The sequence below is a fragment of the Pseudomonas cedrina subsp. cedrina genome (assembly GCF_001983175.1).
Classification (GTDB): Bacteria; Pseudomonadota; Gammaproteobacteria; order Pseudomonadales; family Pseudomonadaceae; genus Aquipseudomonas; species Aquipseudomonas cedrina.
This window is the reverse complement of record NZ_MNPW01000005.1, coordinates 190,151-213,892: the sequence shown is the minus strand read 5'-3', so window position 1 is coordinate 213,892 and position 23,742 is coordinate 190,151. Positions and strand designations below refer to the sequence as shown.

The window sequence follows — 23,742 nt, the reverse complement described above, 5'->3', positions numbered from 1 at the left end:
GTGAAAAGAAACCAACAGGGCGTTCTTTATTTTTTACGCAAGATTTGCGCCAAAATGTTTCAAAGTCCCAATGGGCGTGGGCTGTAGGACGTTTCGGCACACATCGCAACTCTTTGATAATAATGGCATTCCGCTATAGCGTTACCGTCCTCCCCACTTTCAAGACGAATAAACGCACCATAAACACACACAAAAAGTACGTGACGCTCCATAAAAGGGCTGATACGCACCGTTTGCCCGGTTAACCCTTCCAACACCCGGCCAAAGCTGGCACCATCGCGCCCTTTTTTACGCGAAGCCGGCGGTTTTCCAGGTTCAAACGGTTGTTCGGTTGTTGATGGCGCGACACGCTGCTGTGCCGATGCGACACCCCGCCGCACACCACCTGTTTACCGCCGGCCGCGCTGTTGGCTGCCATCCGGACGCTATGCTAGCTTGGCGCCTCGCCAGGAAGGCGGACCAACAGCGAAGATCGCAACGAACACAATGAGGACCGCACATGGCCCAGGCCACGCCCGCGCTTGAAATCCGCAACTTGCACAAACGCTACGGTGAGCTGGAGGTACTCAAAGGTATCTCGCTGACCGCTCGCGACGGCGACGTGATCTCGATCCTGGGTTCCTCCGGTTCCGGCAAGTCCACCTTTTTGCGCTGCATCAACCTGCTGGAAAACCCGCACCAGGGCCAGATCCTGGTGGCCGGCGAAGAACTCAAGCTCAAGGCCGCGAAAAACGGCGAGCTGATGGCCGCCGACGGCAAGCAGATCAACCGCCTGCGCAGCGAAATCGGTTTTGTGTTTCAAAACTTTAACCTGTGGCCGCACATGAGCATCCTCGACAACATCATCGAGGCCCCGCGCCGCGTGCTCGGCCAGAGTAAAGCCGAAGCCATCGAAGTGGCCGAAGCCCTGCTGGCCAAGGTCGGCATCGGCGACAAGCGCCACGCCTACCCTGCGCAGCTCTCCGGCGGCCAGCAACAACGGGCGGCCATCGCGCGCACCCTGGCGATGCAGCCCAAGGTCATCCTGTTCGACGAACCCACTTCGGCGCTTGACCCGGAAATGGTCCAGGAAGTACTTAATGTGATCCGCGCGCTGGCCGAAGAAGGCCGCACCATGCTGCTGGTCACCCACGAAATGGGCTTCGCCCGTCAGGTGTCCAGCGAAGTGGTGTTCCTGCACCAGGGCCTGGTCGAAGAGCAAGGATCGCCACAGCAGGTGTTTGAAAACCCGCTTTCGGCGCGCTGCAAACAATTCATGTCCAGCAACCGCTAACGGAGCAACATGCATGCAGAACTATAAAAAATTCCTTCTGGCCGCGGCCGTCTCGATGGCGTTCAGCGCCACGGCCATGGCAGAAACCTTGAAAATGGGGATTGAAGCGGCCTACCCGCCCTTCAACAACAAAGACGCCAGCGGCAACGTGGTCGGCTTCGACAAAGACATCGGCGACGCCCTGTGCGCCAAGATGAAAGTCGAGAAGTGCGAAGTGTACGTGTCCGACTGGGACGGCATCATCCCGGCCCTGAATGCCAAGAAGTTCGACTTCCTGATTTCCTCGCTGTCGATCACCGATGAGCGCAAGCAGGCCGTCGACTTCACCGACCCGTACTACTCCAACAAGCTGCAGTTCATCGCGCCCAAGGCCACCGCCGACTTCAAACCCGACGCGGACTACCTGAAGGGCAAAGTCATCGGTGCACAACGTGCGACCCTGGCCGGTAGCTACTTGGAAGACAAACTGCCGGACACCGAAGCCAAGCTGTACGACACCCAGGAAAACGCCTACCTCGACCTGACCTCCGGTCGCCTCGACGGCATCCTGGCCGACAAGTACGTGCAGTACGAATGGCTCAAGAGCAAAGACGGTTCGGCCTACGAGTTCAAGGGCGACCCGGTTGTAGAAAGCGACAAGATCGGTATCGCCGTGCGCAAGGGCGACCCACTGCGCGAGCGCCTGAACAAAGCCCTGGCAGAGATCAAGGCAGACGGCACCTACAAAAAGATCAACGACAAGTACTTCCCGTTCAGCATCGAATGATCTGAACGGCATGCCCGGCGCGCTCACTGGGGCGCGCCGGCTTTTTGCACTGCCTGCCGCGATATGAAACCACCATGAATTTCGATCTCTACGGATTCGGCCCGGCGCTTGCCGCTGGTGCGCTGATGACCGTCAAACTGGCGCTCACGGCGTTGTGCCTGGGGCTGGTGCTCGGCCTGGCCGGGGCCTTGGCCAAGACGTCGCCTTACAAGCCGTTGCAATGGTTGGGCGGAGCTTACTCGACCCTTGTTCGCGGCATTCCCGAATTGCTGTGGGTGCTGCTGATTTACTTCGGCACCGTCAACCTGATGCGCGCCCTCGGTGAGTTCTTCGGCTACCCCGACCTTTCCCTCAGCGCCTTCGCCGCCGGGGTGATCGCCCTGGGCCTGTGCTTTGGCGCCTACGCCACGGAAGTGTTTCGTGGTGCGATCCTCGCCATTCCCAAGGGCCACCGCGAAGCCGGTGTGGCGCTGGGGCTGTCGAAGGTGCGGATTTTTACCCGCTTGATCATGCCGCAGATGTGGCGCATCGCCCTGCCCGGCCTGGGCAACCTGTTCATGATCCTGATGAAGGACACCGCGCTGGTGTCGGTGATCGGCCTGGAAGAAATCATGCGCCACGCGCAGATCGGCGTGACCGTGACCAAGCAGCCGTTCACCTTCTTCATGGTCGCCGCGTTCATGTACCTGGGGCTCACGGTACTGGCCATGACCGGCATGCACTTTCTGGAAAAACGCGCCGCCCGCGGCTTTGCAAGGAGCACCCAATGAGCGGCGACTACAGCTGGCTGGCGCATTTCGACCTGGGCCTTAACTGGGCTGTGATCATCAAGTGGCTGCCCAAGCTGGCCCAGGGCGCGACGTTGACCCTGGAGCTGGTGGCCATCGCAGTGATCGCCGGTTTGCTGCTGGCGATTCCCCTGGGCATCGCCCGCTCTTCGCGCCGCTGGTACGTCAGCGCCTTGCCCTACGCCTACATCTTCTTCTTCCGTGGCACGCCGCTACTGGTGCAGTTGTTTCTGGTGTACTACGGACTCGCGCAATTCGATGCCGTACGCGAGAGCTTCCTGTGGCCGTACCTGCGCAATCCGTTCTGGTGCGCGACCGCCACCATGACCCTGCACACCGCCGCCTACATCGCCGAGATCCTGCGCGGCGCGATCCAGGCCATTCCGCCCGGCGAGATCGAAGCGGCGCGTGCCCTGGGTATGTCCAAGCCCAAGACGCTGTTCTACATCATCCTGCCGCGCGCCTCGCGCATCGGCCTGCCGGCGTACAGCAACGAAGTGATCCTGATGCTCAAGGCCAGCGCCCTGGCCAGTACCGTGACCCTGCTGGAACTGACCGGCATGGCGCGCACGATCATCGCGCGCACTTACTTGCCCGTGGAGATCTTCTTCGCGGCCGGCCTGTTCTACCTGTTGATGGCCTACATTTTGGTGCGCGGCTTCAAACTGCTGGAACGTTGGCTGCGCGTCGATGAATGCCAGGGACGTTGAGGCACGCTTCCAGGCGCTGGATGCGTTTCTGATCGAGCATCAGGGGCTGTGGAAACCACGGCCCTTTACTCATCGGCATCTACCCTGGGAAACCGAACATCCCGACCTCGCCGCCTGGCTGCGCCAACGTTCGTTGGCCGATGCCGAGACCAGCCACAACCAACCCCATGACCTGCCGGCACCCGCTCCTTTTCCACAACTTGCCGCCCAAGCCAGACAACTCAGCGCTGTGGATAAATTGCCGACGCAACCGCTGGCACCCGCGCGCCATCGCCTGAACGTTGATGTGCCCGGCCGCAAATGGCAGCAGATCGAAGCCTTCGGTGCCGCGCTGCAATTTGCGCAAACTCCCACGCATTGGCTGGACTGGTGCGCCGGCAAGGGCCACCTGGGTCGCCGCCTGCTGCAAGCCGGTCAAACGCTGACCTGCCTGGAATATGACCCCGCGCTGATCGCCACAGGCCGAGCCTTGAGCGAACACCACGGCCTGCCCGTCACCCATCGCCTGCAAGACGTGACGGCCGACGTGGCTATGACCGACGAACATACGCCCGTAGCGCTGCATGCCTGCGGCGACCTGCACGTGCGCCTGCTGCAACTGGCCAGCGCGGTTGGCTGCAAACAGCTGGCGCTGGCGCCCTGCTGCTATAACCGCATCAACGCCGACACTTACCAACCGCTGTCCAACGCCGGGCGCGCATCGCACTTGCAGTTGTCGATCGATGACCTGGGCCTGCCGCTGAGCGAAACCGTCACCGCCGGCAAGCGGGTGCGCCAGCAGCGGGACATCTCCATGGCCAGGCGCCTCGGCTTCGACCACCTGCAACGCGAACTGCGCGGCCTCGACGAGTACCTGCCCACGCCGTCCCTGCCCGCCAGTTGGCTGGGCATGCCCTTCGCCGACTACTGCCGTGAACTGGCGAACCTCAAAGGCTTATCCACAGGCGAGCAGAATTGGTCAGCGCTGGAGGCATACGGCTGGCAGCGCCTGGCCGAGGTCAGGAATCTGGAATTGGTGCGTGGGCTGTTTCGGCGCCCGCTGGAGGTGTGGCTGGTACTGGATCGGGCGTTGTTTCTTGGCGAAAACGGCTACAGGGTTGAAGTAGGCAGCTTCTGCGATTGCGCATTGACGCCGCGCAACTTGATGGTGCTTGCCGAGCGCGATTAAAGGGCAAAATTGCCGCACCGCAGCCTGTGGATAACTCTGTTGATGAATTCTCTACGGAACCTGAAGGCACGTGGATTCCAGGCCAAAAGCCAGGCTGGTCATTTTTTGTTCATAAAATAAAAGGCACGTAAAACAGGCAGTTGCGCCGGGATGAGAACAGCTCCACAAAATGGTTGTTTCGTGACATCTCATCCAACCGATTGTGCATAAGCATTTGGCGGTGTGCGCTTAAACCGCGCCTCAGCAGCGTTTTTCCAACGCCTTGACTACCCGGCTCAAGTCGTTGATATCGTCCACCACCAAGCTGATCCCGCGAACATCCAGCGGGTCTGCGCTGCAAGCCTGGGCTTCGCTGAAGGCCGTATCGCCGTGCACTTCCAGCGGCACGGTCCCCAGACGCTGCTTGAACGCTTCGACCATATCCAGTTGGATAGCATTGCCCTCATCCAAATGGTTGATCACAAAATGCACAGCAGGTGCAGTCTCGCGCTCAAGGTAAGGCGCCAGCAGGCCGTCCAGTTGATCCAACGTGGCCAGTGACGCGGCATCGGCCCGCGCAATAACCAGCACACCGTCGGCCAGGTTCAACGCCTGATGGAAGTAGACGTTATTACCGGCAGGTGTATCGATGATCACCGTTTGGTGCTCACCCAGGCGCAACCCTGCCAATTGTTGCGCCAGCCAATCCGGCTCGCGCTTGAGCCAGCCCTGCAGGGTTTCCTGCTGCTGGGTATCGGTATCGCCGAACGGAATCACCTGGGCCCCGGCAAAACCCGCCTGCCGACAATGCGCCCACTGCGTATTCTGCAAGCTGGCGCGGCCGATGCCGGGCACACTCGAGTCGAGGCCGAGGTGGTGAAACAAAGCGTTCTGCGGATCCAGATCCAGGGCCAGCACCGACTCGCCTTGGCGCTGCATAGCGCTGCTCAATGCCATGACCAGAGAACTGCGCCCCACACCGCCATTGACCGATACCAGCGCCACCACGCAGGGGCGCCGCGCAGCCTTATCCAGCGGCTGGGACTCTGCATCCGAATTGGGGGTTTGAGGGGAAAACTGGGTGCCGTCATCCACGGGGATGCCGCCGAAAAAATGCAGCCGCGCATTCAGCCCTTCGGCGTCGCGAATGACGTCTTTGCCAAGCAGAACGAGAAGAGCATCGGTAAAGCTCATAGCGAATTCCTCATCACGACGAAACTTAAAGACGTGAAAAGGTCAGCTGATACGACTGCTTACCGCAGGTCTTTTCGTGGTCGCCCTAGTGCAAGCAGTCTGCTTCAAGCTCGCAAAAGTGTCATTATTTTGAAGGAGAGGCTGTCTATTTCTAGACAAACGGCCAATCGTCAAATTACTGACCCATCGTGATTACGTCGTAGGGTGTTTGCAGATCCCGCTCTGGGATTTCCCAAATCAATAACTTAGGCGGAGTGTGTTTAAATGCCGGGCTCTCGAAATAAGCCTTCGCCGCACCGGAGAACTCACCGCCATCCTTGCTGAAATTACCCACTGGCGCGTTCAGGGCCTTTTGCAGGAAGCCAACAAAGTTGGAGTTGCGCGAGAATGAAGTGCCGATCAGCGCCACATTGGGCAGACCCGCATCGCCAAACAGGTCGTCGGCATTGCTGGTTGCCCCGCCGGATTCATGGACTGTACTGGCCGCGACCGACTCTCCTGGTGGTTGCAGCTTGGGCGGCAACCAGTCGAGACCGGCCAGGCGCACCAAATCGCCGGGGCGCACGGCAAGCGGCGCCTGGGTGATGTCGAAGGTTTGCTCCGGCGTGGCCTTGATGCCACGCTGCTGGATCCGCTGCGCCAAGGCCTGGGCGCCGGCATTCGAGCCTATTTCGCTCCAGTGTGTGTCAGTGCGCAGGTAGGCTTCCGCGCCCAGCGGCTTGAGCGTCTCGGTCAGGTCCAAAGCGGACACGCCGGCGGCCTGCAATGCGGCGGTCCACTCCCGGACCCGGCTATCCAGTACCGACGGGCGGTACAGGCCACAGCGCTGCGCAGCGGCGATGCGGCTCTTGTCCGGTACCACCACAACTTGCAGGTCGATGCCTTTTTGCCCGAGTTGTTTTTGCAGGTCGATCACTGCCTTGGCCTTGGTCTGGGCATTGCTCTGGGCGTAACGGTTGATGCGCAGTTCATCACTGATAAACAGCCAGCCGGGGCAACCCGGGCGGACGCGAGGCCCAGTATCGCCAAACGCCAGCCAGCTGCCGGCGCGTTCAATATTGGCGGCCTGGATTGCCATCGGCGCCTTGGCCAGTTCTTTGGCAAAACGGTGAGTCAGGTCGCCATGCAGCAGCATGTCCGTGTTGACCTTGGCCGGCACATAACTTATCGGTCCCTTTACCATCAGCCAGACGCAGGACAACAACCCCGCCGCAAAGAAGGGCACCAGCACCCAGGCCGCGAGGGGGCTGGTACGAACGGCCAAGTCGCTCGGTGGAGTCGGCGCAGTAGGAGCAGGCATGGTCAGGCGTCCTTAGAACTGAAAGTACAGAAACGGTACGGCGTCGCGGCTGGCAATCAGCGCAAACGACAACACAAACCCGGCCACCGGCCACAGCGATGCCGCTGCCACGAACCAGGGCCGGGTGCCAAAACGCTGTTCGCAGCGTACCTGCCAGATAGGCGCGATTATGCACACCAGGCCCAGCACGACCGCCATGCCATGAGCCGGGCGCATCGCCACGGCCAGCGCGTCGCCCAGGCCCATGCCGTGCAGGCCGAACTGACCGGCGTACATCGTCAGTGCCGAATGGAAGTCCGGTGCGCGGAACAAGGTCCAGGCCAGGCACACAAACAACAGTGTGAGGATGTGCGCCAACACCGGCGAAATACTCGGCAGGTTCGACCGCGACCACGCGCGGTCAACGCACAACGCCACACCGTGGGCCGCCCCCCACAGCAGGTAGTTCCAGCTGTCGCCGCCGTGCCACAGCCCGGCAATCGCCATGGTCAGGAACAGGTTGCGATAGGTGCGCCAAGCGCCGCCGCGGTTGCCGCCCAACGCGATGTACAGGTAGTCGCGCAACCAACTGGACAACGACAGGTGCCAACGCCGCCAGAAATCCTGGATGCTGCTGGCCAGGTAGGGCCGGTTGAAGTTTTCCGGGAAGTGGAAGCCCAGCATCAGGCCCAGGCCGATGGCCATCGCGCTGTAGCCGGCGAAGTCGAAGAACAGTTGCAGCGAATACGCCAGGCAACCGATCCAGGCGTCCACCAGGCTTGGGTTTTCCAGGTGGAAGGCGATGTCCACCAGCGGCGACAGCGTGTCGGCCACCAGCACTTTCATGCCCATGCCGATCATGAAGCGCCGCGCGCCCAGAGAAAAATTCGCCCAGTTGAAATAACGCTGGCTCAACTCACGGCGGACCCAGTCGTAACGGATGATCGGGCCCGCGATCGAGTGTCCGAACATCGAGATATAAGTGGCGTAATTGATGAAGCTACGCTCCACCGGCACCGTATGACGGTGCACATCCACCAGGTAGGAAATCGCCTGCAGCACGATGAACGATAAGCCTGCCGGCAAGGCCACGCGCTGCCAGTCCAGCGGCATGGCGCCGTACCAGGTGATCACCTCGCTCACGGTGCCGGCGACGATGTTGGCGTACTTGTACCAACACAGCACTGCCGTGTTGAACACGATCAACGCGATCAACAGGCGCACCCGGCCTTTGCCGTCCTCACGGGAGCGGTCCACCAGCAAGCCGCCGATCCATGCCACCACCGTCAACAGCATGTGCAGCAACAGGAACAGCGGGCTCAACCAGCCGTAGAACAACCAGCTGCCGATCAACAGGATGACGTTGCGCCAGCTCGGACGAGCCAGCGCATAGATCAACAGGAAAGCCGGCAGGAACAGCGTGAGAAACTCGAGTGAGGCAAAGACCATGGTGGTGTCGGGCCCGATCAGTTAGCGAGCGAATCGGGTGCGAACAACAACCGCGAGCCCGTCGCGGATGGCAAGGCGAACACACTGTAGCGCTCGCCCGCCTTGAGGCCGAAGCTCAGCGGCTGGCCGACCGGCGCGCCGGCACACTTGAGCTGCACCGACAATTGCACTGGGTTGATCATGCGGCGCTGCACCGCGCCTTCGGCGACCTTCTTGAACAGCTCGGCTTGTTGCGCCACGGCTTCCAGGCTGGCGTCGGCGCAGGTGGCATCGACGTTGATGAAGGCCAGGGAGGCCTTCAAGGCATTGAAGTCGTCCGGCTGCTCATGAATCACCACTTGGCGAATACCGCCCTTGGCATCCGCCAACGCCACCACGGTGACGAATTCGCCCGGGGCCACGGTCACCGCCAGGTCAGAATGTTGGCCCTCCAGGCTCAGCACACCCTTGACCGGCGCACTGCCGCCCGACACGGGCAGGTAATCGGAGACGAGCTTGTCGCCACCCAATACCAGGCTGGCCTTGGAGCCTTCGGCTACCAGTTTCAGTTCGCTGCGCGTGCCGTTGGCAAACCGCAGAAACGCCGAGTCCTTTTCCGGGCCGGTGGGATACAGCGGTATATCCGCGCTGTACGTGCTGGCGCAGGCCAGCAACGTCGCCAGGCCCAGCGAGATACGCTTCATCATTTGGCTCCCTTCACAGCGTCTGCAGGCAATGCCGCCAGTGCACCGCCGATGGCCTTGGCCCACTTCTGATAGCCGTCGATGGTGAAGTGCTGGCCGTCGGTGGTGACCCACTGGCCTGGCTTGGAGAAGGTCAGCGAATCGATGTAGGTGCACGGCGCCACGTTGGAGGCGAGGAACTGCGACATCAGCTTGGTACGCGCGTCATCCTTCTTGTACAGGCTGCCGACCTTGCCCCAGGCCGGGCCGACCCAAACGCACTTGGTGCCGGTTTCGCTGATGGCCTTAGTCAGCGAGGTCACGCTTTTCCATGCCCAGACTTTGGGGAACTGCGGGTCCGGGTAGGAGGCCATGGTGTCGCCGATGATGATCACGACGAGGTCCGGCTTGTCTTTGGCGATCAGGTCCTTGACCGGGGTGGTGCTCATGGCGTTCTTGCCGAACACTTGCGGCTTGGCGCCCGGCAGGTTTTCGGCGCCGCAATCGAGCTTCTTCGGTACAATCCAGTCGGCCGCCCCGGCACCGCATGCACCAATGGAGTGAACCTTGGCACCTTGCGCCGTCAGGTTGGTTTGCAACGGGTCAAGCAGGTGGTCGGGAAAGCTCAAATGGCTTTCGCCCAGTACCAGCAGGGTCAGGCCGGCAATTGCGGAAACAGGCATGGATGACTCCTATCAATCAATTCGAATAAGGCGAGCGGTAAGGGCTGACCGGCAGAGGCATTGGCCCGCTCAGGTCTTCAAACAGGTAGCGCAGGTACGCGTTGCCGACGTACTGGCGATAATCCTGGGCGTTGTCGACACCGACTTCGCCACCCAGATAAAAGCGTGACGTAAGACGGTATTCGGCGGCCGCGTTGAGGCTGTAGCCGATGCCGGTCTTGCTGCTGCTGTCGTATCTTTGGGTTGGTGCATTGGCTTGCAGGCGACTGTCCGTCGGGAAGTAATCGGCGCCATCTTGCGCGATATGCTGCACGCCCACAGAACTTTTCAACTCATAGCTGAAACGGTCGAAGCTCTGCGCCCAGCGCACCGGAACAGCCAGTGAGAAAAAGCGTTGCGGGCTGAAGTAGCCCCCATTGCCGTAGGTGTAGAACCCCTGGTTGTCCTTGAAGCCCATGGCCATGCCGCTGACGCCCAATGTGAGAGTGTCGGTGGGCGTGTTGCGCAGGTACCAGTAGACACCGCTGCCCAACTCCATGCGCGTGTTGGCTTCGACGTTGTTGCCCAGCAACTGGTGCAGCGACGCATAGCCGTAAGCGCCCACTTCCTGGTTGTCGTAGCTCAACTCGCCACGGCCGCCGTTGGCGGTCACACCGCCCCACTTGCGGCCCGTGGCCTTGTCTTCGGAGCCGGCAAAAGAGGTGACGCTATCGGTGACTGGGCGCCGGGAAACATTGACGCCATAGCGCAAATTACCGCCTTCGGTGAATGGTCGCGACACACTCGCACCACCAACGACGGTGTCATAGGTAAAGCCCAACGGGCTGACACCGATGTCGGCCTTGAGGCCTTCGCCCGGATTTTCCACCGCCACAGCCAGGCCCACGCCATTTTCGCGCTGAGAACCGGCACCTCCTGTGCTGCCTGTGCCAAAGCGAGTGTCTGAAACGGCCTTGACGGAGCCAGAACTCAAACTCACCGGCGTTACACGCAACGCCACATTGTAATCACCCACCGGCATGCGCGCCTCAAACGGCGTCTCCACATCGGTCATGCGGCTCAACCCGCTTTCGCCGTTGTTGCTGCGCACGCTCAGGCCCTGCACGAGATAACCACTACGGTCACGCAACATCGAGTCCAGAGCACGTTGCGCCGGGCTCAAGGTCGGGTTGTCCAGCGCTGCGATGCGAGTTGGCGGCACAAACGGGCCACTCAAGCCGTTCGACGGCGCGTAGTCGTTGCCTGCCACGGCAGTTGCCGCAATGCCTGGCGCGACAGGCCCAGGCATCACGCTGGCCGGTGCATCGATCGGCGGCGGCACAGTCCCGCGATCGACCGCCAGGTCGGTGATCTGCCGACGCTGGCCAGGCAAGCCCACGAACGGGTTGTAGGTCACGCCCTGAGCGTCTGCCAGGGCCGAACGCGCCTGCACGCGCTGCGCGTTCTCGATGGCCAGCGCGCGGCGCAGCAATTCGGTGGCTTCGTTGTTGCGACCCAGCCCACGGTAGATACCCGCCGCCGAGGTCAGCACCTCGGCACTGCCTGGTTCCAGCGTCAGCGCCTTGTCCACGGCCGATTGTGCGAGGTTGCGATCACCGCCCTTCAAAGCAATATCCGCCAGGCCCAGTTGCAGGCGTGCGTTGTCGGGGTTTTGCTGGACCAGCGGACGGTAAAGCTCCATGGCTTTTTTGCCGTCTCCACCTGCCGCGTACATGCGTGCCAGTGCGCCAATGGCCGACGTATCGTGGGGGCGTTGGACCAGGGCCGGTGAGAGCATGTCGTACGCCGCGACCAGATCGTTCTTCTCACGCAGCGCATCGGCCTGCTTGACCCGGTATTGGAAAATCAGGTCTTCGTAGCGCTGGCGACCGGCTTCATTTAAGGGCTGACCCTGCAGGTCACGCAGGATTTCGCCGGCTTCGGTGTAATGGTTGGCCTTGAGCAGTACGCTGGCATAAAGCAGCTTCTGGTCAGCGGTCGGGGTCGAAGTCTTTTGCAGCACGTCCTGCATGATCTGCAGGCCTTCCTCCGGCGCGCCCACATCCACATAAGCCGACGCCAACACCGCCAGGCGCTCGAGCTTTTTGCCGGCGAGCGTTGCGCTGCGGCCCAGCAAGGCCAGCGCTTCAGGACGCTGGCCACGGCGGGCGGTCTCAATCGCGATTTCGGTTTGCTTGTGCAAGGCGATATCGTTCGCCAGCTCATTCATGTCGGGGGTGCGTTGACCGGCCGGGATGCGCGACAAGGTAGCATCGGCCGCCTTCCACTCATCCAGTTCGACCGACAGCAACGTGCTGGTGTACAGCGCGTCCGGCTGATTGGGCTGGCTCTTGAGCAGGCCGTCAAGCAAGGCGCGGGCGTTGCGAATTTGTCCGTCGCGCAGGTAAACCCGCGCCAGGGCGAAACGCGTCCAGGGATTTTCCGGGTCGGCGTCGAGGGCCTGCTGGTAAGCCGCCTGAGCCGCTTTCAAATCGCCACGCTGATCTGCCAGCTTGCCCAATTGGGTGGCACGCATGGCTTTGATTTTCGCGGTCGAAGAAAACTTGGCGCGATCGGCCGGGGGTACCGAATCGATCAGCTTCAACGCTTCATCCGGGCGGCCCGATTGGGACAGCACACCGATCAAGCCACTCAGCGCATCAGGGTCGCCTGGGTTGCGGGCCAGGACTTTGCGGTAGGTGGCTTCGGAAGCGTCGAGTTGATTGTCCTGGGCCTGGAAGCCAGCCAAGGCCACGGTGGCGTCGGCTCTGCCTGGGTTCAGGCGCTCGGCCTGGGCTGCCAGGTCAAGCGCCTGGCTACTGCGGCCAGCGGCCTGTGCGTCGCGCGCCTCGTTAAGCAAGCGCCAGTAACGCACGTCGCTCAGGGCCTTTTGCCAAGCCGTACCGCCAGGCAGGCGCGTCGCCTGGGCCAAGTAGTTCTCGGCCTCGCTGAAACGCTGCTGCTGTTGACGCAACACACCCATGCCGCCGAGAGCATCCATATCATTGGATTTTTCCGCCAGGCGCGCCGCCAGCAGAGGCTCGGCGGTTTTCAGGTCGCCCTCGTCCAGCGCGTTGAACGCCTTGACCAACTTCGGATCGCGCTGCCAGCCGCTAACGCCCTTGTCCTGGGCGATGCCTTTGTTCATCAGCGCGCGGATCTCGGTGTCATCCGGGTGCTTGGCCAGAAACTGCTGGAACAGCGGCACCTGGTCGCTCTTCGGCGCTCCCAGCCAGACCAGCGCGAAGCGCCAGCCCTCGTCGGCGGCGCCGCCCACGTCGTTGTCGGTTGACAGGCGCGCCATTGCGCGGATGCCTTCGACACGAGACGACGGGTTACGCGTCAGGTGACGGGCCAGGAACAGCGCGGCGATAGCGTCATCCGGACGCTCCCGCGTCACGCGTTGCAGGCCGGAGATACCTTCGTCCGTGCCTTTGGGCGTAAACGCCAGGACGTTGTAATACTCGCGGGCGATCAGGCCCTGAGGCTGGCGCCCCTGAAAAATCTGGCGGTACAGCGCCACGGCCTTTTCACGTTCTTCCACCGGCTCGCCCAGCTCCCGGGCCTGCTCCAGCAATCGGGCATTGGCCGGCGTGTTGATGGCGATGTCTTGCTCAAGCTGCAAGGCTTGGCGCGGCAGCGGCGAAATCGCGCGCAGGCGGGCCAGGTATTTTTGCGCTTCTTCAGGGTGCTGTTGTTGCACTTGGACCAGACCGATACCGTACAGCGCATCCGGCTGTTCGGGGCTCATGCTGAGCAATTTTTGCCAGCTTTCCAGAGCCCGCTCGGGGTTCTTCTTCGACTGCCAATAGTTGCCCTGCTCGATCAGCAAGGCTCGTGGGTCGCTGGATGCAGCCAGGCTGGCGCTGGACGCCAGGGTGGCCAATATCGCAAGGGCTAGCGTGTGGCGGCGCATGCGCCCTCCCAGAATAATTTGACCGTACCGTCCTGTTCGAAGCGGTATTTTTGATCGGCAAAACCTTTGCCGAACAGGCTAAGCATGTAGTCGTAATAGAGCGGCTGCGCGGTGTCGGGCGCGGAGGTGGCCATGGCCTTGCCCAGCACGTCGTCGAGCTTCTGCTTTTGCAACTGCGCCAGGGCGGTCTCGCCCCTGGCCTGGAAAAACACCATGGCCGACGCCGAGAACCCCAGCGGTGAATAGCCATTGTTCTTCTCGACTTCGCCGGTCAGTACATGGACTTTTTCCGGCGGCAGGCCATTGGCCGATGCCGCCGTCGCACGTGACATACCCGCCAACGCCTTGAGCATCGGCGCCGCGAGCGGATCGCCCTTGGCGGTCATCCCGGCCCAGAGGTAAGTGCGGATCGCGTCGTAGCTGCCCAGGTCGTCGGAGTACGGATCGACCACAAACACGCCGGTGTTGGCGCTGGTGGCGCGGTAACCGACCCAGTTGGCGGCAAAGCCATGGGGATTACTGTGCGGGTCGGCCAGCATCTTCGCGTTGCTGTCGGCCACTTCATTCCAGCCGCCGTTCGGACGCTCTTTGTGGAAGCGTCGCAGCTGCGCCAGCACTTGATAGCTGGGATTGAAACGCCACAACCCGCCTGGGTAGGCGTAGCCCACCGGCCCTGGCAAGAGCATCTTGCCCAGGCCCGGCACGCGCACGATCAGGGTCTTTTCAACGTTAGCCAACACCAACTGCGCGTCGCTGCGGTACTGCGGCACGTTCCAGATACGCGCAGCTTCAAGCAGCGCGTAGGCGATCCACAGGTCGGCATCGCTGGCAGAGTTGGCATCGATCACGCCCCACTCGCCGCCCTTGGTCTTGCCCCACAGCCAACCGAACAAGTAATGGCCGATGTCATTGCCGGCCATGTTGGACTTGGTCCAGGTCCACAGCTTGTCGAAGCGCGCACGGTCATTGCCCACCAAGGCAAAGAACATGGCGTAGGACTGACCTTCGGAATTGCTTTCGCTGGGGTTGAGGGACGAGTTCAGCACTCGCCCGTCATCCTGCACAAAGCGCGTGGCGTAGTTCTGCCACAACGGCCATTGCGCGTCGCACGTCTGGGCCTGGGCCGCACCCGCGAACAACGCGGCGCCCACCACAACCCAAGCGGCTGGACGCATCATGCCAACCGCCGTTTTGCACGGGCACGCAGCGACAGGTACACCAGGCACGTCACGATCGCCAGACCGAGGAAGGTAATGACCAGCATCCAGCCCAGGTTCTGCGACAACTGCCACTGCACATACTTGAACACGCCGAGCTTGCCGACATAGTACTGCTGGTCAGCCACCAGGGAACTGACCTGCTTGCCCTGCACCACCGCGAGGCTGCCCTGGATAGAGTCCTCGTAGTCGTCGCCACCGATCAACACCGCCGTCGCGGCCTTGAGCCCCTCCGGCTTGCTGCTGGCGACCAATACGACGCTGCGGCCCGCCTTGAGCGGCGACTCGAAGCCGGCGAACCAGGTGTTGGTGCTCGTACTGTTAAAGGTGACGGCCGCATTGGCGGAATGCTTGTTGGCTTCAGCGTCCGGGCTTACCCATTTGCTAACGTAGCGCGGCAGATCAGAGAGCTTGAAGTGCTGCTGCGGGCCATTGGCGGTGGCCGGCAAGTACTGTTGCCACTGCTTGAGTAACGGCTGGTCATTGCCCGAGGACAATACCAGCAGGTCTTTGTCGGCAACGCTTTGCACGTCTTTGGCCTGCACCACTTTGACCGCGGTGGCCGGGTAGCCGGTTGATTCACCGAAGCGGCCCAGTACAGTGAGGTAAGCGCTCAACGCTTCAGTGCCGAAATTGTCAGGCATTACGACGGCCGATTCGGAGAGGTCGGCCAGGCGTGTGAACGGGAAACCGGCGTCGTTGAACACGCCCAGGTTAGGCATGGCGATGAAGTGCTGGTACTGGCTGATGTCCAGGGTCGAATCCGGGTCGATCGCACCACGCATGTTGTCGACGATGATGTCCCGGCATTCGCCTTCCTTGATGTAGTCGTACATGAAGCGCAACTGCAGCTTGGATTTGGGCGAGGCCGAACTGATCGGCAGCAACGTGGTGGCTTCACGCGGCAGGGTGTTGTCCTTGGCCATCAGGGTCAGCAGGTTATTGCCGTCTGCCAGGCTGGTGATAGACGGCAGCGGCATGGTTTTCATGAACTGGTCATCAAGGCCCACCAGCAGCGACGAATTGGTCGACTGCTGTTGCGGCGTGTAGCGGTATTTCAGGTGCAGCGGCACGCCCTCTTCACGCCAGTTGAACAGGTCGGGCGGCAGGCGGAAATCGACGCTGATGGGGCCTGGGTTGTAGCCCGACACGTTGAGTTTTTTCACATCGACCAGCTCACCCAGGCGCACTGGACGATCACTTGGCACCCAGTTCGGCGCATCGTACGGACGGCGCGGGGCGAGGCTTTCGAGCTGGTCGATGACCACGCTGTTGCCGGCCAACACCGGGCTGCCCAGCGCTACGGCGGTGGCGGCACGCTTGAGTTCGGCACCATCGCGGCCCGACACAATCAGCAACTTGCCGTTCGGGTCATTAGGATTGGCAATCAGCTTGAGGCTCGGGCCGGTGGCTTGCGCTACCTTCAAACCGTTCACGTCAATCGGGCCTGGGCTCACGACCAACACAATGGCATTGCCCTTGGCTGGGATGGCGCCCAGGGTGGCCGGGAAGGTTGCGCCCCGGTAGCTGGCCAGCGCGCCGAACCATGACGACAAGATGGCTGCGGCTTCCAGGGTGGCGTTGTCCGGTGCCGTGGCAAACACGAACGGCAGGCTGACCTGACGGGCATCGCGCTTGTCGAAAAATGGCAGGGGCAACAGCGACAGGTCGTCCTTCAACAGGATCGGCGAGATCTGAACTTTGAGTTCGCTGGTGTTGCTGATTTTGGCCCATAGGCTGCTGTGCAGCGGGTCTTCGCAGGACATGGTGTAGTGACCGATGAACTGCAGCCGCAAGCGGTTGAATTCGGTGATCAGGTGCGGCGGGATCTGCACCAGCGTCTGCTGCACAGTGCCTGCGCCTTCCTTGGGCAACGGCAGGCTGGCGGCGACTTCGTCATTGACCAGCACGTTAATCTGCGAGAGCTCCGCGAGCAACGCCGGCGAGTAGCTGTAGTTGAGCAACAGTTGCGCGCCCGTCACCACTTGGTCGGCGCGGATATCGAAGTTGACGCTGTCGGACGATTCCACACCCTGCAGGTTCATGGAATCGCGACGACCCAGCTGCTTGAGGGTGAGGCTGTAGCCGTCCTCGGCACCTTGCACGGCAGCAGGAGCAATCGACAGCTTGTCGGCCGCTTGCGCCACCGGGCCCAGGCCCAGCAACGAAGCGATCATCAACACAAGTGCAGCACGCGAGTGAGCGCGCGCGAAAAAGGGTGTGAGGGTCATGGCTTGTCCATCAGCGTATCAAGCGGTTGTGAGGGAGTGCGGCGCAGGGCCATACGTAATTCATGAACGGTGGCGCGGCACAAAGTGAACAACCCGCCAATGCCAATACCGCCGACTTCGCGCAGGGCCGCCAGCGGCGTGTCCGGCTGGCCGGCTCCCCAACTGGCGGCCCAGGTATCGGCGCGAGAGAAGGTCAGGCGCACCAGTTCGCTTTGCTCGCGCAGGGTCAGCGATTCGAACTGCGCACCAATCTGTGTACCTTTGCTGAACGCGACCCGCGCCTGGAACAGGTTGTCCTCACCGTTGCGCGACAGCACCAACTGCACCCGTTCGCCCTGGCTGATGGAGTGGCCATCGGCGAGGATCAGGCCAAAGCCGTTCTGCGAAAAATCCTGGGTGATGCCGTCAAGCACACGCCCGTCGGCGCAGATCACGCTCACCGGCAGCTTGGCACTCACACGCGGTTCGGAGCGCACCTGACGTGTCTCGGAGGCGACCGCCACGGCGGCGCTGGTGATGATCAGGTTATAGAGGGTCCAGGTCATGTTGATGGCAACGGTGACAGCGGTGGACTCATCACCCCAGACCAACTGATGGATACCGAAGCCCAGGCCGACCAGGTTCACCAGCAACAACACCAGGTACGGGCGCGCCAGTTTCCAATCGAAGAATTGCTTGTCGATGATGCCGCCCTTGTCGGTGACGTTGAAGCCACCCGCCTTGGGGTTGATTAGTGCGACCAGCACCGGCGGCAGGATGTACCAGGCCAGTACCGTTTCATACACCTCGTTCCAGAACGAGTGACGGAAACGCCCCTGGATACGCGAGTTGGTCAGGCTTGAATGCACCAAGTGCGGCAACACATAAGCAACGATCATCAATGCTGACGCGTGGAATATCTCGGCGCCGAAAATCAGGTAGGCCAACGGCGCGGTGAGGAAGACCAGGCGCGGCAGACCGTAGAAAAAGTGCAGCATGGCGTTGGCGTAGCATATGCGCTGGCCCCACTTCAGGCCTTTGCCAAGCAGCGGGTTGTCGGTGCGGAAAATCTGTGCCATGCCCCGCGCCCAACGAATGCGCTGGTTGATGTGGCGCGACAGGCTTTCCGTCGCCAGGCCGGCCGCTTGCGGGATCGCCAGATAAGCGGTGTTGTAGCCCAGGCGGTTGAGCTTGAGCGCGGTGTGGGCGTCTTCGGTCACAGTCTCGACGGCCACGCCGCCGATTTCCAGGAGCGGCTTGCGGCGGATCACTGCACACGAACCACAGAAGAAAGTGGCGTTCCACAGGTCGTTGCCGTCCTGCACCAGGCCGTAGAACAGCTCGCCCTCGTTGGGCACGGCGCGGAAGGTGTCGAGGTTCTTCTCGAACGGATCCGGCGAGAAGAAGAAGTGCGGCGTTTGCAGCATCGCCAGCTTCGGATCTTTCAGGAACCAGCCCAGGCTCACCTGCAGGAAGGAGCGCGTGGGCACGTGGTCGGCGTCAAACAGGGCGACGTATTCGCCGTCGGTGACTTTCAACGCTTCGTTGAGATTACCGGCTTTGGCGTGGAGGTTGTTGTCGCGGCGGATGTAGTTCACGCCGACCTTGCGGCAGAAGTCGCGGAAGTCGTCACGGCGGCCGTCATCCAGCACGTGGACGCGCAGTTTGTCCTTGGGCCAGTCCATCGCCTGGGCGGCAAAGATGGTCAGCTTTACGATGCTCAGGGCTTCGTTATAGGTGGGGATAAACACGTCGACCGTCGGCCACTCTTCCGGCTCGGTCTTGAGCCATACTGGCGTGCGACGCAATGGCCAGGCGGTTTGCACGTAGCCAAAGATGAGCACAATGAGGGCGTAGAACTCGGCGGCCACCAGGCCGTAGCCGAAGAGCATATCAACCCAGGTTTCGAAACCCAGGGTCGAGGTGAGCCGCCAGAACATGTAGCGTAACGACGCCACCAGCGACAGCACCACCAGCGCGAGTATCGCCAGGCGCCCCGGAATCTTGCGCAGCACCAGCACCACCGCGAAGCAAATGGCGGCAAACAGGCATTGGGTGAACAAGTCCAGCGGCGCGCAAATGATGGCTAGCAGCAGCAAGCCACCGAGCACGCTACTGGCAATAACCAGCACCGTACGCAGAACCGCAGGCCAGCGATTGAAGCGTGCAATGGCGGCATTCAGGCGCTGTTCAGCGCGCCCTTCGACGAAGGGCGTGGAGGACGTATTGTCGGTCATGGAAGGTCCGAGTCGATTCGTTCGAGCAAGGTACGGCACAGGGCGTGGACGTCCTGGCTGCCGATACTGTTGACGGTTGGGTCGAGGGGGTCATGCCCGTAGGCCTGGGCCTCGCTGAACGCAGGATCGCGGTGTACCAACCCCAGCAGGGCATGACCCAGGCGCGTTTTGAATACCTCGGCCATGTCCAGACTGAAACGGTGAGCAGCGTCCAACTGATTAATCACGTAGAAGCGTTGTGGCGGTTTTTCGCGCTGAAGGTACGGCGCAAGCATGTTGTCCATCTGGGCCAGGGCGCCAAACGACGCCACATCCGGCTGTACCACGACCAACACGGTGTCGGCGACCGACATTGCTTGGCTGAGGTACGCGGTATTGCCGGGCGGGACGTCAATGATCACGGTGTCCTGGCCGTTCAATTTGAGACTGGCCAATCGTTTGCCCAGCCATTCGGTATCTTGCCCGAGCCAGCGATTCAGACTCTTCTGCTGCTCGTGGTCGGTATCGCCGAACGCCACCAGGCGGCAACCGGCAAAACCACGTTCCGGCAGGCCTTCCCAGCTTCCGTTGAGCAGGCTGGTGGCGCCAATGCCAGGAATATCGAGGCCCAGGCACAAGTGATGGCGCAGCGCGTTTTGCGGGTCCAAGTCCAGAGCAAGCGCCGGGCGCCCCTGGCGCTGCAAGCCACTGGCAATCGCGGCGGTAAGGGTGCTGCGGCCAACGCCGCCCTTGACCGAGACCACCACTACGACGTGGGGGGTGGACTGCTCCGAATACACTTCGCCCTCCCGCCCCTCTACCATTTCAGGCGGTTGCAGATGCTCGACTTCGCCTTGGTTCAACTCTTCCAACAGGCGCAGCAAAGGTGCCGACGGGGCTTCAAGCATAGGCAGCGCTTCAATGACCACCGGGCTTTCCAGGACGTCTACATCGTCCTCGATGTACTCATGGACAAAATTGATCTCGCGGTAGCCACTTGGGTTGGCACCCAGCTTGTTGAATAGTTTTGAAATGTCATCTGCACGACTCACTCACTGCCCCTCCCACTTGGTCTGCGCTTTAAAGGCGATAAAAAGGCCAGCAACAGGCTGACCTTTTATTTTTCTAGTTATGTGGTGTGGGCGCATTCTGTGATATCAAAGTGATGGTGTCAGTATTTTGATGCTTTTAGTTCATTGTTATCCGACGAACGGTCTGGCGCCATTTTTATGACTATTTTTTGAGGGAAATCACATTCGTTTTAAGAACATAAGCTTGCGTTGTTATCTGGCAGACTTAGCTGTTCGAACAGACAAGTACGACACGAGACTGACACACTTGTGAACAAAAGAATGTTTGTCGTTGGATGTCTTAAAAATTTGCCTATACCAATCCGCAATTAAACCGCTCATTTATATCGCGCAACAGAATACTCAGCCCCTTGCCGGACGCAAGGAAAAACCGGCTGAGCGGTCGAACCAAAAAATTGCCAGCAAAGGCCCCGTCCGTGGGTCGCTGCGTAGAACCACGTCGCGGATGAGAAGTGTGCAGGGGAAGCTGAGCGTTGCGTCAACCGGGCACCTGATCACCCGGTCGATCGGCAGGTAGTTGCTGATCAGCGGATACGCCGCTCGGTAAACTCATAATCACCCTGGCAATCACTGGTAGGGTCCGACGCCACGCTCACGTAATGCACCGTGTCTGCGTCCAGCAGCTTATAGGTGTACACATCCGGCATACGCACCCCATCTGTACGCAACTCATTCCTGCCATCGGCCGCCAACCACGAACCCTGCTCGGTCTGAATCACCTGGGTCTGCTGCGCATTGCGGTAAAAGGTAATGACAAAGCGACCGTCAGGCTTGAGATGGTTGGTCCACGACAAAAACTGGCATTTGCCCGTCTCGGCGCGCAGGCCTTTCCAGGTCCCTACCAAGGCCGGGTCGTGGGTCGTCTTGCTGGTGGAGCACGCGCTGAGGGCGGCAGTGAGGAAAATGAGAGACAGGGAGAGAGTCCGCTTCATGTGGGCTTCCTTTGGTAGGGATAAAGGCTGTGATTGCGCCAGATAGACGTTCAGCGTCAAGGGATGAATCCTACCCCTGCCTGTCGGAAAAAGGGGCGCGGGTGAAAAAAGCCTGGGTTCTGCAAAAATAGTCAGAATTCAGGGGTTTACAGAAGCTTGCCAATCGCTATAATCGTCGCCCTAACACGCCGGTATAGCTCAGTTGGTAGAGCAACTGACTTGTAATCAGTAGGTCCCGGGTTCGACTCCTGGTGCCGGCACCATACAAAACAAGGCCCTCACAGAAATGTGAGGGCTTTGTTGTTTCTGGGGTATTCATCCTTCCCTCTACCCAGAATCCTATCCCCCCTCGCCTTCCTTCCCCTGAAAACACCTTCTCTGCGCCCGGCTTTCACGTTCCGACCTTTATGCTCAATTATGTACCAGCAATAATTATGGTCTATCCATAAAAAGGGATAATTGCATGAGCAGCATATTTCAGCGTCCTGAACTGGCTGAATCGATGGCCAATCAGCTTCTCAACCCGGGCGTACTCGATGAGGGCTTGCGCTCCGGCCTGTTTCTGTCTGGCCTGCGTCGCACAGGCAAAACGACATTTCTGAGAAACGATCTCATCCCTGCCCTGGAAGCAGCAGGCGCGCTGGTGATCTACGTCGACCTCTGGAGCGACACGCTGGCCAACCCCGCGACGCTCATACACAACGCCATCTACAAATCCCTAAAAGAGCTGCAAACACCGGGCTCGTCCGTCCTGAAAACACTCAAGCGCGTCAGCAATATTGACGTCGGCGCAGCCGGATTCAAATTCGGCTTCGAATTCGACAGCATCGGCAACACTGACCGCCCAACGCTCGCGCAGGCACTCACAGAAGTCGTCGATCAAGCGAAGACCGCTCTCGTGCTGATCATCGATGAAGTGCAACACGCTATTTCCTCGGATGATGGCAATCAGTTGCTCCTGGCCCTCAAGGCTGCCCGTGACGCAATCAATCCGCGTCCCAATACTCCGGGCTACTTTCTATTTATCGGCACCGGTTCCCACAGAGCACAAGTGAGCGAGCTGACGGCCAAACGTAACCAGGCGTTTTCCGGCGCGACATCAGCTGCGTATCCACTGCTAAAGGATGATTACGTTGAGTTCCTGCTCAACCTTGTGGCGATGACGGTTAAGAAAGAAAAGCTCCCCTCTCTTCAAGCCGCCACCGAAGCGTTCAACACCTTGGGGAATCGACCAGAGGAAATGCTCAAAGCCCTGCGCCAGCTCTTGCAGCAGAACGGTAATCCGGATCTTTTCCTGCCTGTGATTGCGAGTACTTTACGTTCGGCAGCGGCAAGTATTGAGCTGGAAAAAGTCGAACAGCTGGGCAGTCTGGCTCAGGCGATTTTCAACAAGATTGCGTCTGCAGAAGGAGATGCCCAGGGAATTTTCTCTACCGACGCAGCAGCAGAATATTCGAAGACGGTAGGTCGCGAGGTGCGGGTTGAAGAGATCCAACCGGTGGTGATTGCGCTGGTTGCGGAAAACATCATCATGCGGCGCGGGCATGGGATTTATGCGATTACGGATCAGTTTGTTCAGGAAATTTGGCTGGAGGAGCGAGCGTTGATTGAGGGAAGTTAGGGCGTGCGTATAAGAACGCGTCTTTCCCGAGAATCGGCTGAAAAAATCGACTGCACCTGGCGCTCCTCCGCTTGGCAAAATTGAAACTGAACTTCCCACCGCTCATCGCGTGATCCTTGCGATATGTGCGCTGGCGCCTCGGATGATGGCCTTGGGCCCCCTCAGAGTCTGACCCCGTTTTACTCGCGCTCTGCACAATCACACCAAAATCGCGCCGCCTCCATCGCGCTATCGCCACGTCTCCCATCGCAGCCGTCTCAAAATAGGGCAATGCTCCCCATCGTTCGATATCCCCCACCAGAGCCGGTGCTGAGCACATTCAACAGATTGGGTTTGGAGGAGGCCTAATTTGCGCCTCCGGCATTATCCCTGTCAGTGCCCAATATCCTGAACACCGTTTTTTCCTCTTTGCCTTGAAAGGTATGGCCCGAGCTGCGCATAACCGCTTTCGGCGTGCCCGGCGATCGAGTAGGAGGCGGCCTCACAGCCGCCGTCCTCTCACACCACCGTACGTACGGTTCCGTATACGGCGGTTCCTGCCTACTGACAAATAACGTCAGCGAGTTTGGTTCCGTTGATGTGTCGCCTGCGGTATCTAAGCGCCCAGAC

17 protein-coding genes and 1 tRNA gene are annotated in these 23,742 nt (G+C 60.6%); 7 read left to right on the top strand and 11 right to left on the bottom strand.

Annotation, left to right across the window (positions count from 1 at the left end; translation table 11 throughout):
• The first annotated feature begins 499 nt into the window (after nt 1-499).
• The 5 genes from BLL36_RS11980 to BLL36_RS11960 all read left to right on the top strand — a co-directional run bounded on the left by BLL36_RS11980 (nt 500) and on the right by BLL36_RS11960 (nt 4,705).
• Nucleotides 500-1,273, top strand: a complete 774-nt coding sequence (locus tag BLL36_RS11980) for an ABC transporter ATP-binding protein (RefSeq protein WP_076951637.1) — start codon at nt 500-502, stop codon at nt 1,271-1,273.
• Between the two features lie 13 nt (nt 1,274-1,286).
• The gene (locus tag BLL36_RS11975) at nt 1,287-2,039 is read left to right on the top strand and encodes an ABC transporter substrate-binding protein (RefSeq protein WP_076951636.1); all 753 of its coding nucleotides are present in this window, start codon (nt 1,287-1,289) and stop codon (nt 2,037-2,039) included.
• Between the two features lie 74 nt (nt 2,040-2,113).
• Nucleotides 2,114-2,809: an ABC transporter permease gene (locus tag BLL36_RS11970; RefSeq protein WP_076951635.1), complete on the top strand. Its 696-nt coding sequence runs from the start codon at nt 2,114-2,116 to the stop codon at nt 2,807-2,809.
• Nucleotides 2,806-3,537 carry an ABC transporter permease gene (locus BLL36_RS11965; protein ID WP_076951634.1) on the top strand — a complete coding sequence of 244 codons (732 nt, stop codon included), beginning with the start codon at nt 2,806-2,808 and terminating at the stop codon, nt 3,535-3,537. Before BLL36_RS11970 ends, BLL36_RS11965 begins: the two co-directional genes overlap by 4 nt.
• On the top strand, nt 3,518-4,705 hold the full coding sequence (locus BLL36_RS11960; protein WP_076951633.1) for a methyltransferase: 1,188 nt from the start codon (nt 3,518-3,520) through the stop codon (nt 4,703-4,705). The genes BLL36_RS11965 and BLL36_RS11960 overlap by 20 nt, the downstream gene beginning before the upstream one ends.
• 240 nt (nt 4,706-4,945) lie before the next feature.
• Here the strand turns inward: BLL36_RS11960 and bcsQ (BLL36_RS11955) are convergent, their stop codons facing one another.
• From bcsQ (BLL36_RS11955) to BLL36_RS11905, 11 genes are all read right to left on the bottom strand, one after another.
• Nucleotides 4,946-5,878 (bottom strand): cellulose biosynthesis protein BcsQ, encoded by a 933-nt coding sequence (gene bcsQ, locus BLL36_RS11955; protein ID WP_076951632.1) that lies wholly within the window; start codon nt 5,876-5,878, stop codon nt 4,946-4,948.
• A gap of 175 nt (nt 5,879-6,053) precedes the next feature.
• Nucleotides 6,054-7,178, bottom strand: coding sequence for an alginate O-acetyltransferase AlgX-related protein (locus BLL36_RS11950; protein WP_076951631.1), 1,125 nt, complete (start codon nt 7,176-7,178; stop codon nt 6,054-6,056).
• A gap of 12 nt (nt 7,179-7,190) precedes the next feature.
• A complete protein-coding gene (locus tag BLL36_RS11945; protein ID WP_076951630.1) occupies nt 7,191-8,606 on the bottom strand; it encodes an MBOAT family O-acyltransferase in 1,416 nt (471 codons plus the stop codon).
• A gap of 17 nt (nt 8,607-8,623) precedes the next feature.
• The gene (locus tag BLL36_RS11940; RefSeq protein WP_076951629.1) at nt 8,624-9,289 is read right to left on the bottom strand and encodes an alginate O-acetyltransferase AlgF; all 666 of its coding nucleotides are present in this window, start codon (nt 9,287-9,289) and stop codon (nt 8,624-8,626) included.
• Entirely contained in the window at nt 9,289-9,951 is a 663-nt protein-coding gene (locus BLL36_RS11935) for an SGNH/GDSL hydrolase family protein (RefSeq protein ID WP_076951628.1), read from the bottom strand. The genes BLL36_RS11940 and BLL36_RS11935 overlap by 1 nt, the downstream gene beginning before the upstream one ends.
• A gap of 16 nt (nt 9,952-9,967) precedes the next feature.
• On the bottom strand, nt 9,968-13,846 hold the full coding sequence (locus tag BLL36_RS11930; RefSeq protein WP_076951627.1) for a cellulose biosynthesis protein BcsC: 3,879 nt from the start codon (nt 13,844-13,846) through the stop codon (nt 9,968-9,970).
• Nucleotides 13,828-15,024, bottom strand: a complete 1,197-nt coding sequence (bcsZ, locus tag BLL36_RS11925; protein WP_076951626.1) for a cellulose synthase complex periplasmic endoglucanase BcsZ — start codon at nt 15,022-15,024, stop codon at nt 13,828-13,830. Before bcsZ ends, BLL36_RS11930 begins: the two co-directional genes overlap by 19 nt.
• Nucleotides 15,021-17,294, bottom strand: a complete 2,274-nt coding sequence (bcsB, locus tag BLL36_RS11920) for a cellulose biosynthesis cyclic di-GMP-binding regulatory protein BcsB (RefSeq protein ID WP_076951625.1) — start codon at nt 17,292-17,294, stop codon at nt 15,021-15,023. The genes bcsZ and bcsB overlap by 4 nt, the downstream gene beginning before the upstream one ends.
• Nucleotides 17,291-19,510 carry a UDP-forming cellulose synthase catalytic subunit gene (gene bcsA / locus BLL36_RS11915; protein ID WP_076951624.1) on the bottom strand — a complete coding sequence of 740 codons (2,220 nt, stop codon included), beginning with the start codon at nt 19,508-19,510 and terminating at the stop codon, nt 17,291-17,293. The genes bcsB and bcsA overlap by 4 nt, the downstream gene beginning before the upstream one ends.
• Nucleotides 19,507-20,541: a cellulose biosynthesis protein BcsQ gene (gene bcsQ / locus BLL36_RS11910; protein ID WP_083735283.1), complete on the bottom strand. Its 1,035-nt coding sequence runs from the start codon at nt 20,539-20,541 to the stop codon at nt 19,507-19,509. Before bcsQ (BLL36_RS11910) ends, bcsA begins: the two co-directional genes overlap by 4 nt.
• A 563-nt stretch (nt 20,542-21,104) precedes the next feature.
• Nucleotides 21,105-21,512, bottom strand: a complete 408-nt coding sequence (locus tag BLL36_RS11905) for a hypothetical protein (protein WP_076951623.1) — start codon at nt 21,510-21,512, stop codon at nt 21,105-21,107.
• Nucleotides 21,513-21,699: 187 nt separating this feature from the next.
• On the opposite strand from BLL36_RS11905, the gene BLL36_RS11900 reads away from it, so the two are divergent.
• Nucleotides 21,700-21,775, top strand: a tRNA-Thr gene (locus tag BLL36_RS11900).
• 200 nt (nt 21,776-21,975) lie between these two features.
• Nucleotides 21,976-23,133, top strand: coding sequence for an AAA family ATPase (locus tag BLL36_RS11895; RefSeq protein ID WP_076951622.1), 1,158 nt, complete (start codon nt 21,976-21,978; stop codon nt 23,131-23,133).
• The last annotated feature ends 609 nt before the right edge of the window (nt 23,134-23,742 follow it).

Coding starts and splice junctions, on each gene's coding strand:
- BLL36_RS11980 (WP_076951637.1), top strand. CDS start 500: ATGGCCCAGGCCACGCCCGCGCTTGAAATCCGCAACTTGCACAAACGC.
- BLL36_RS11975 (WP_076951636.1), top strand. CDS start 1,287: ATGCAGAACTATAAAAAATTCCTTCTGGCCGCGGCCGTCTCGATGGCG.
- BLL36_RS11970 (WP_076951635.1), top strand. CDS start 2,114: ATGAATTTCGATCTCTACGGATTCGGCCCGGCGCTTGCCGCTGGTGCG.
- BLL36_RS11965 (WP_076951634.1), top strand. CDS start 2,806: ATGAGCGGCGACTACAGCTGGCTGGCGCATTTCGACCTGGGCCTTAAC.
- BLL36_RS11960 (WP_076951633.1), top strand. CDS start 3,518: ATGAATGCCAGGGACGTTGAGGCACGCTTCCAGGCGCTGGATGCGTTT.
- bcsQ (WP_076951632.1), bottom strand. CDS start 5,878: ATGAGCTTTACCGATGCTCTTCTCGTTCTGCTTGGCAAAGACGTCATT.
- BLL36_RS11950 (WP_076951631.1), bottom strand. CDS start 7,178: ATGCCTGCTCCTACTGCGCCGACTCCACCGAGCGACTTGGCCGTTCGT.
- BLL36_RS11945 (WP_076951630.1), bottom strand. CDS start 8,606: ATGGTCTTTGCCTCACTCGAGTTTCTCACGCTGTTCCTGCCGGCTTTC.
- BLL36_RS11940 (WP_076951629.1), bottom strand. CDS start 9,289: ATGAAGCGTATCTCGCTGGGCCTGGCGACGTTGCTGGCCTGCGCCAGC.
- BLL36_RS11935 (WP_076951628.1), bottom strand. CDS start 9,951: ATGCCTGTTTCCGCAATTGCCGGCCTGACCCTGCTGGTACTGGGCGAA.
- BLL36_RS11930 (WP_076951627.1), bottom strand. CDS start 13,846: ATGCGCCGCCACACGCTAGCCCTTGCGATATTGGCCACCCTGGCGTCC.
- bcsZ (WP_076951626.1), bottom strand. CDS start 15,024: ATGATGCGTCCAGCCGCTTGGGTTGTGGTGGGCGCCGCGTTGTTCGCG.
- bcsB (WP_076951625.1), bottom strand. CDS start 17,294: ATGACCCTCACACCCTTTTTCGCGCGCGCTCACTCGCGTGCTGCACTT.
- bcsA (WP_076951624.1), bottom strand. CDS start 19,510: ATGACCGACAATACGTCCTCCACGCCCTTCGTCGAAGGGCGCGCTGAA.
- BLL36_RS11905 (WP_076951623.1), bottom strand. CDS start 21,512: ATGAAGCGGACTCTCTCCCTGTCTCTCATTTTCCTCACTGCCGCCCTC.
- BLL36_RS11895 (WP_076951622.1), top strand. CDS start 21,976: ATGAGCAGCATATTTCAGCGTCCTGAACTGGCTGAATCGATGGCCAAT.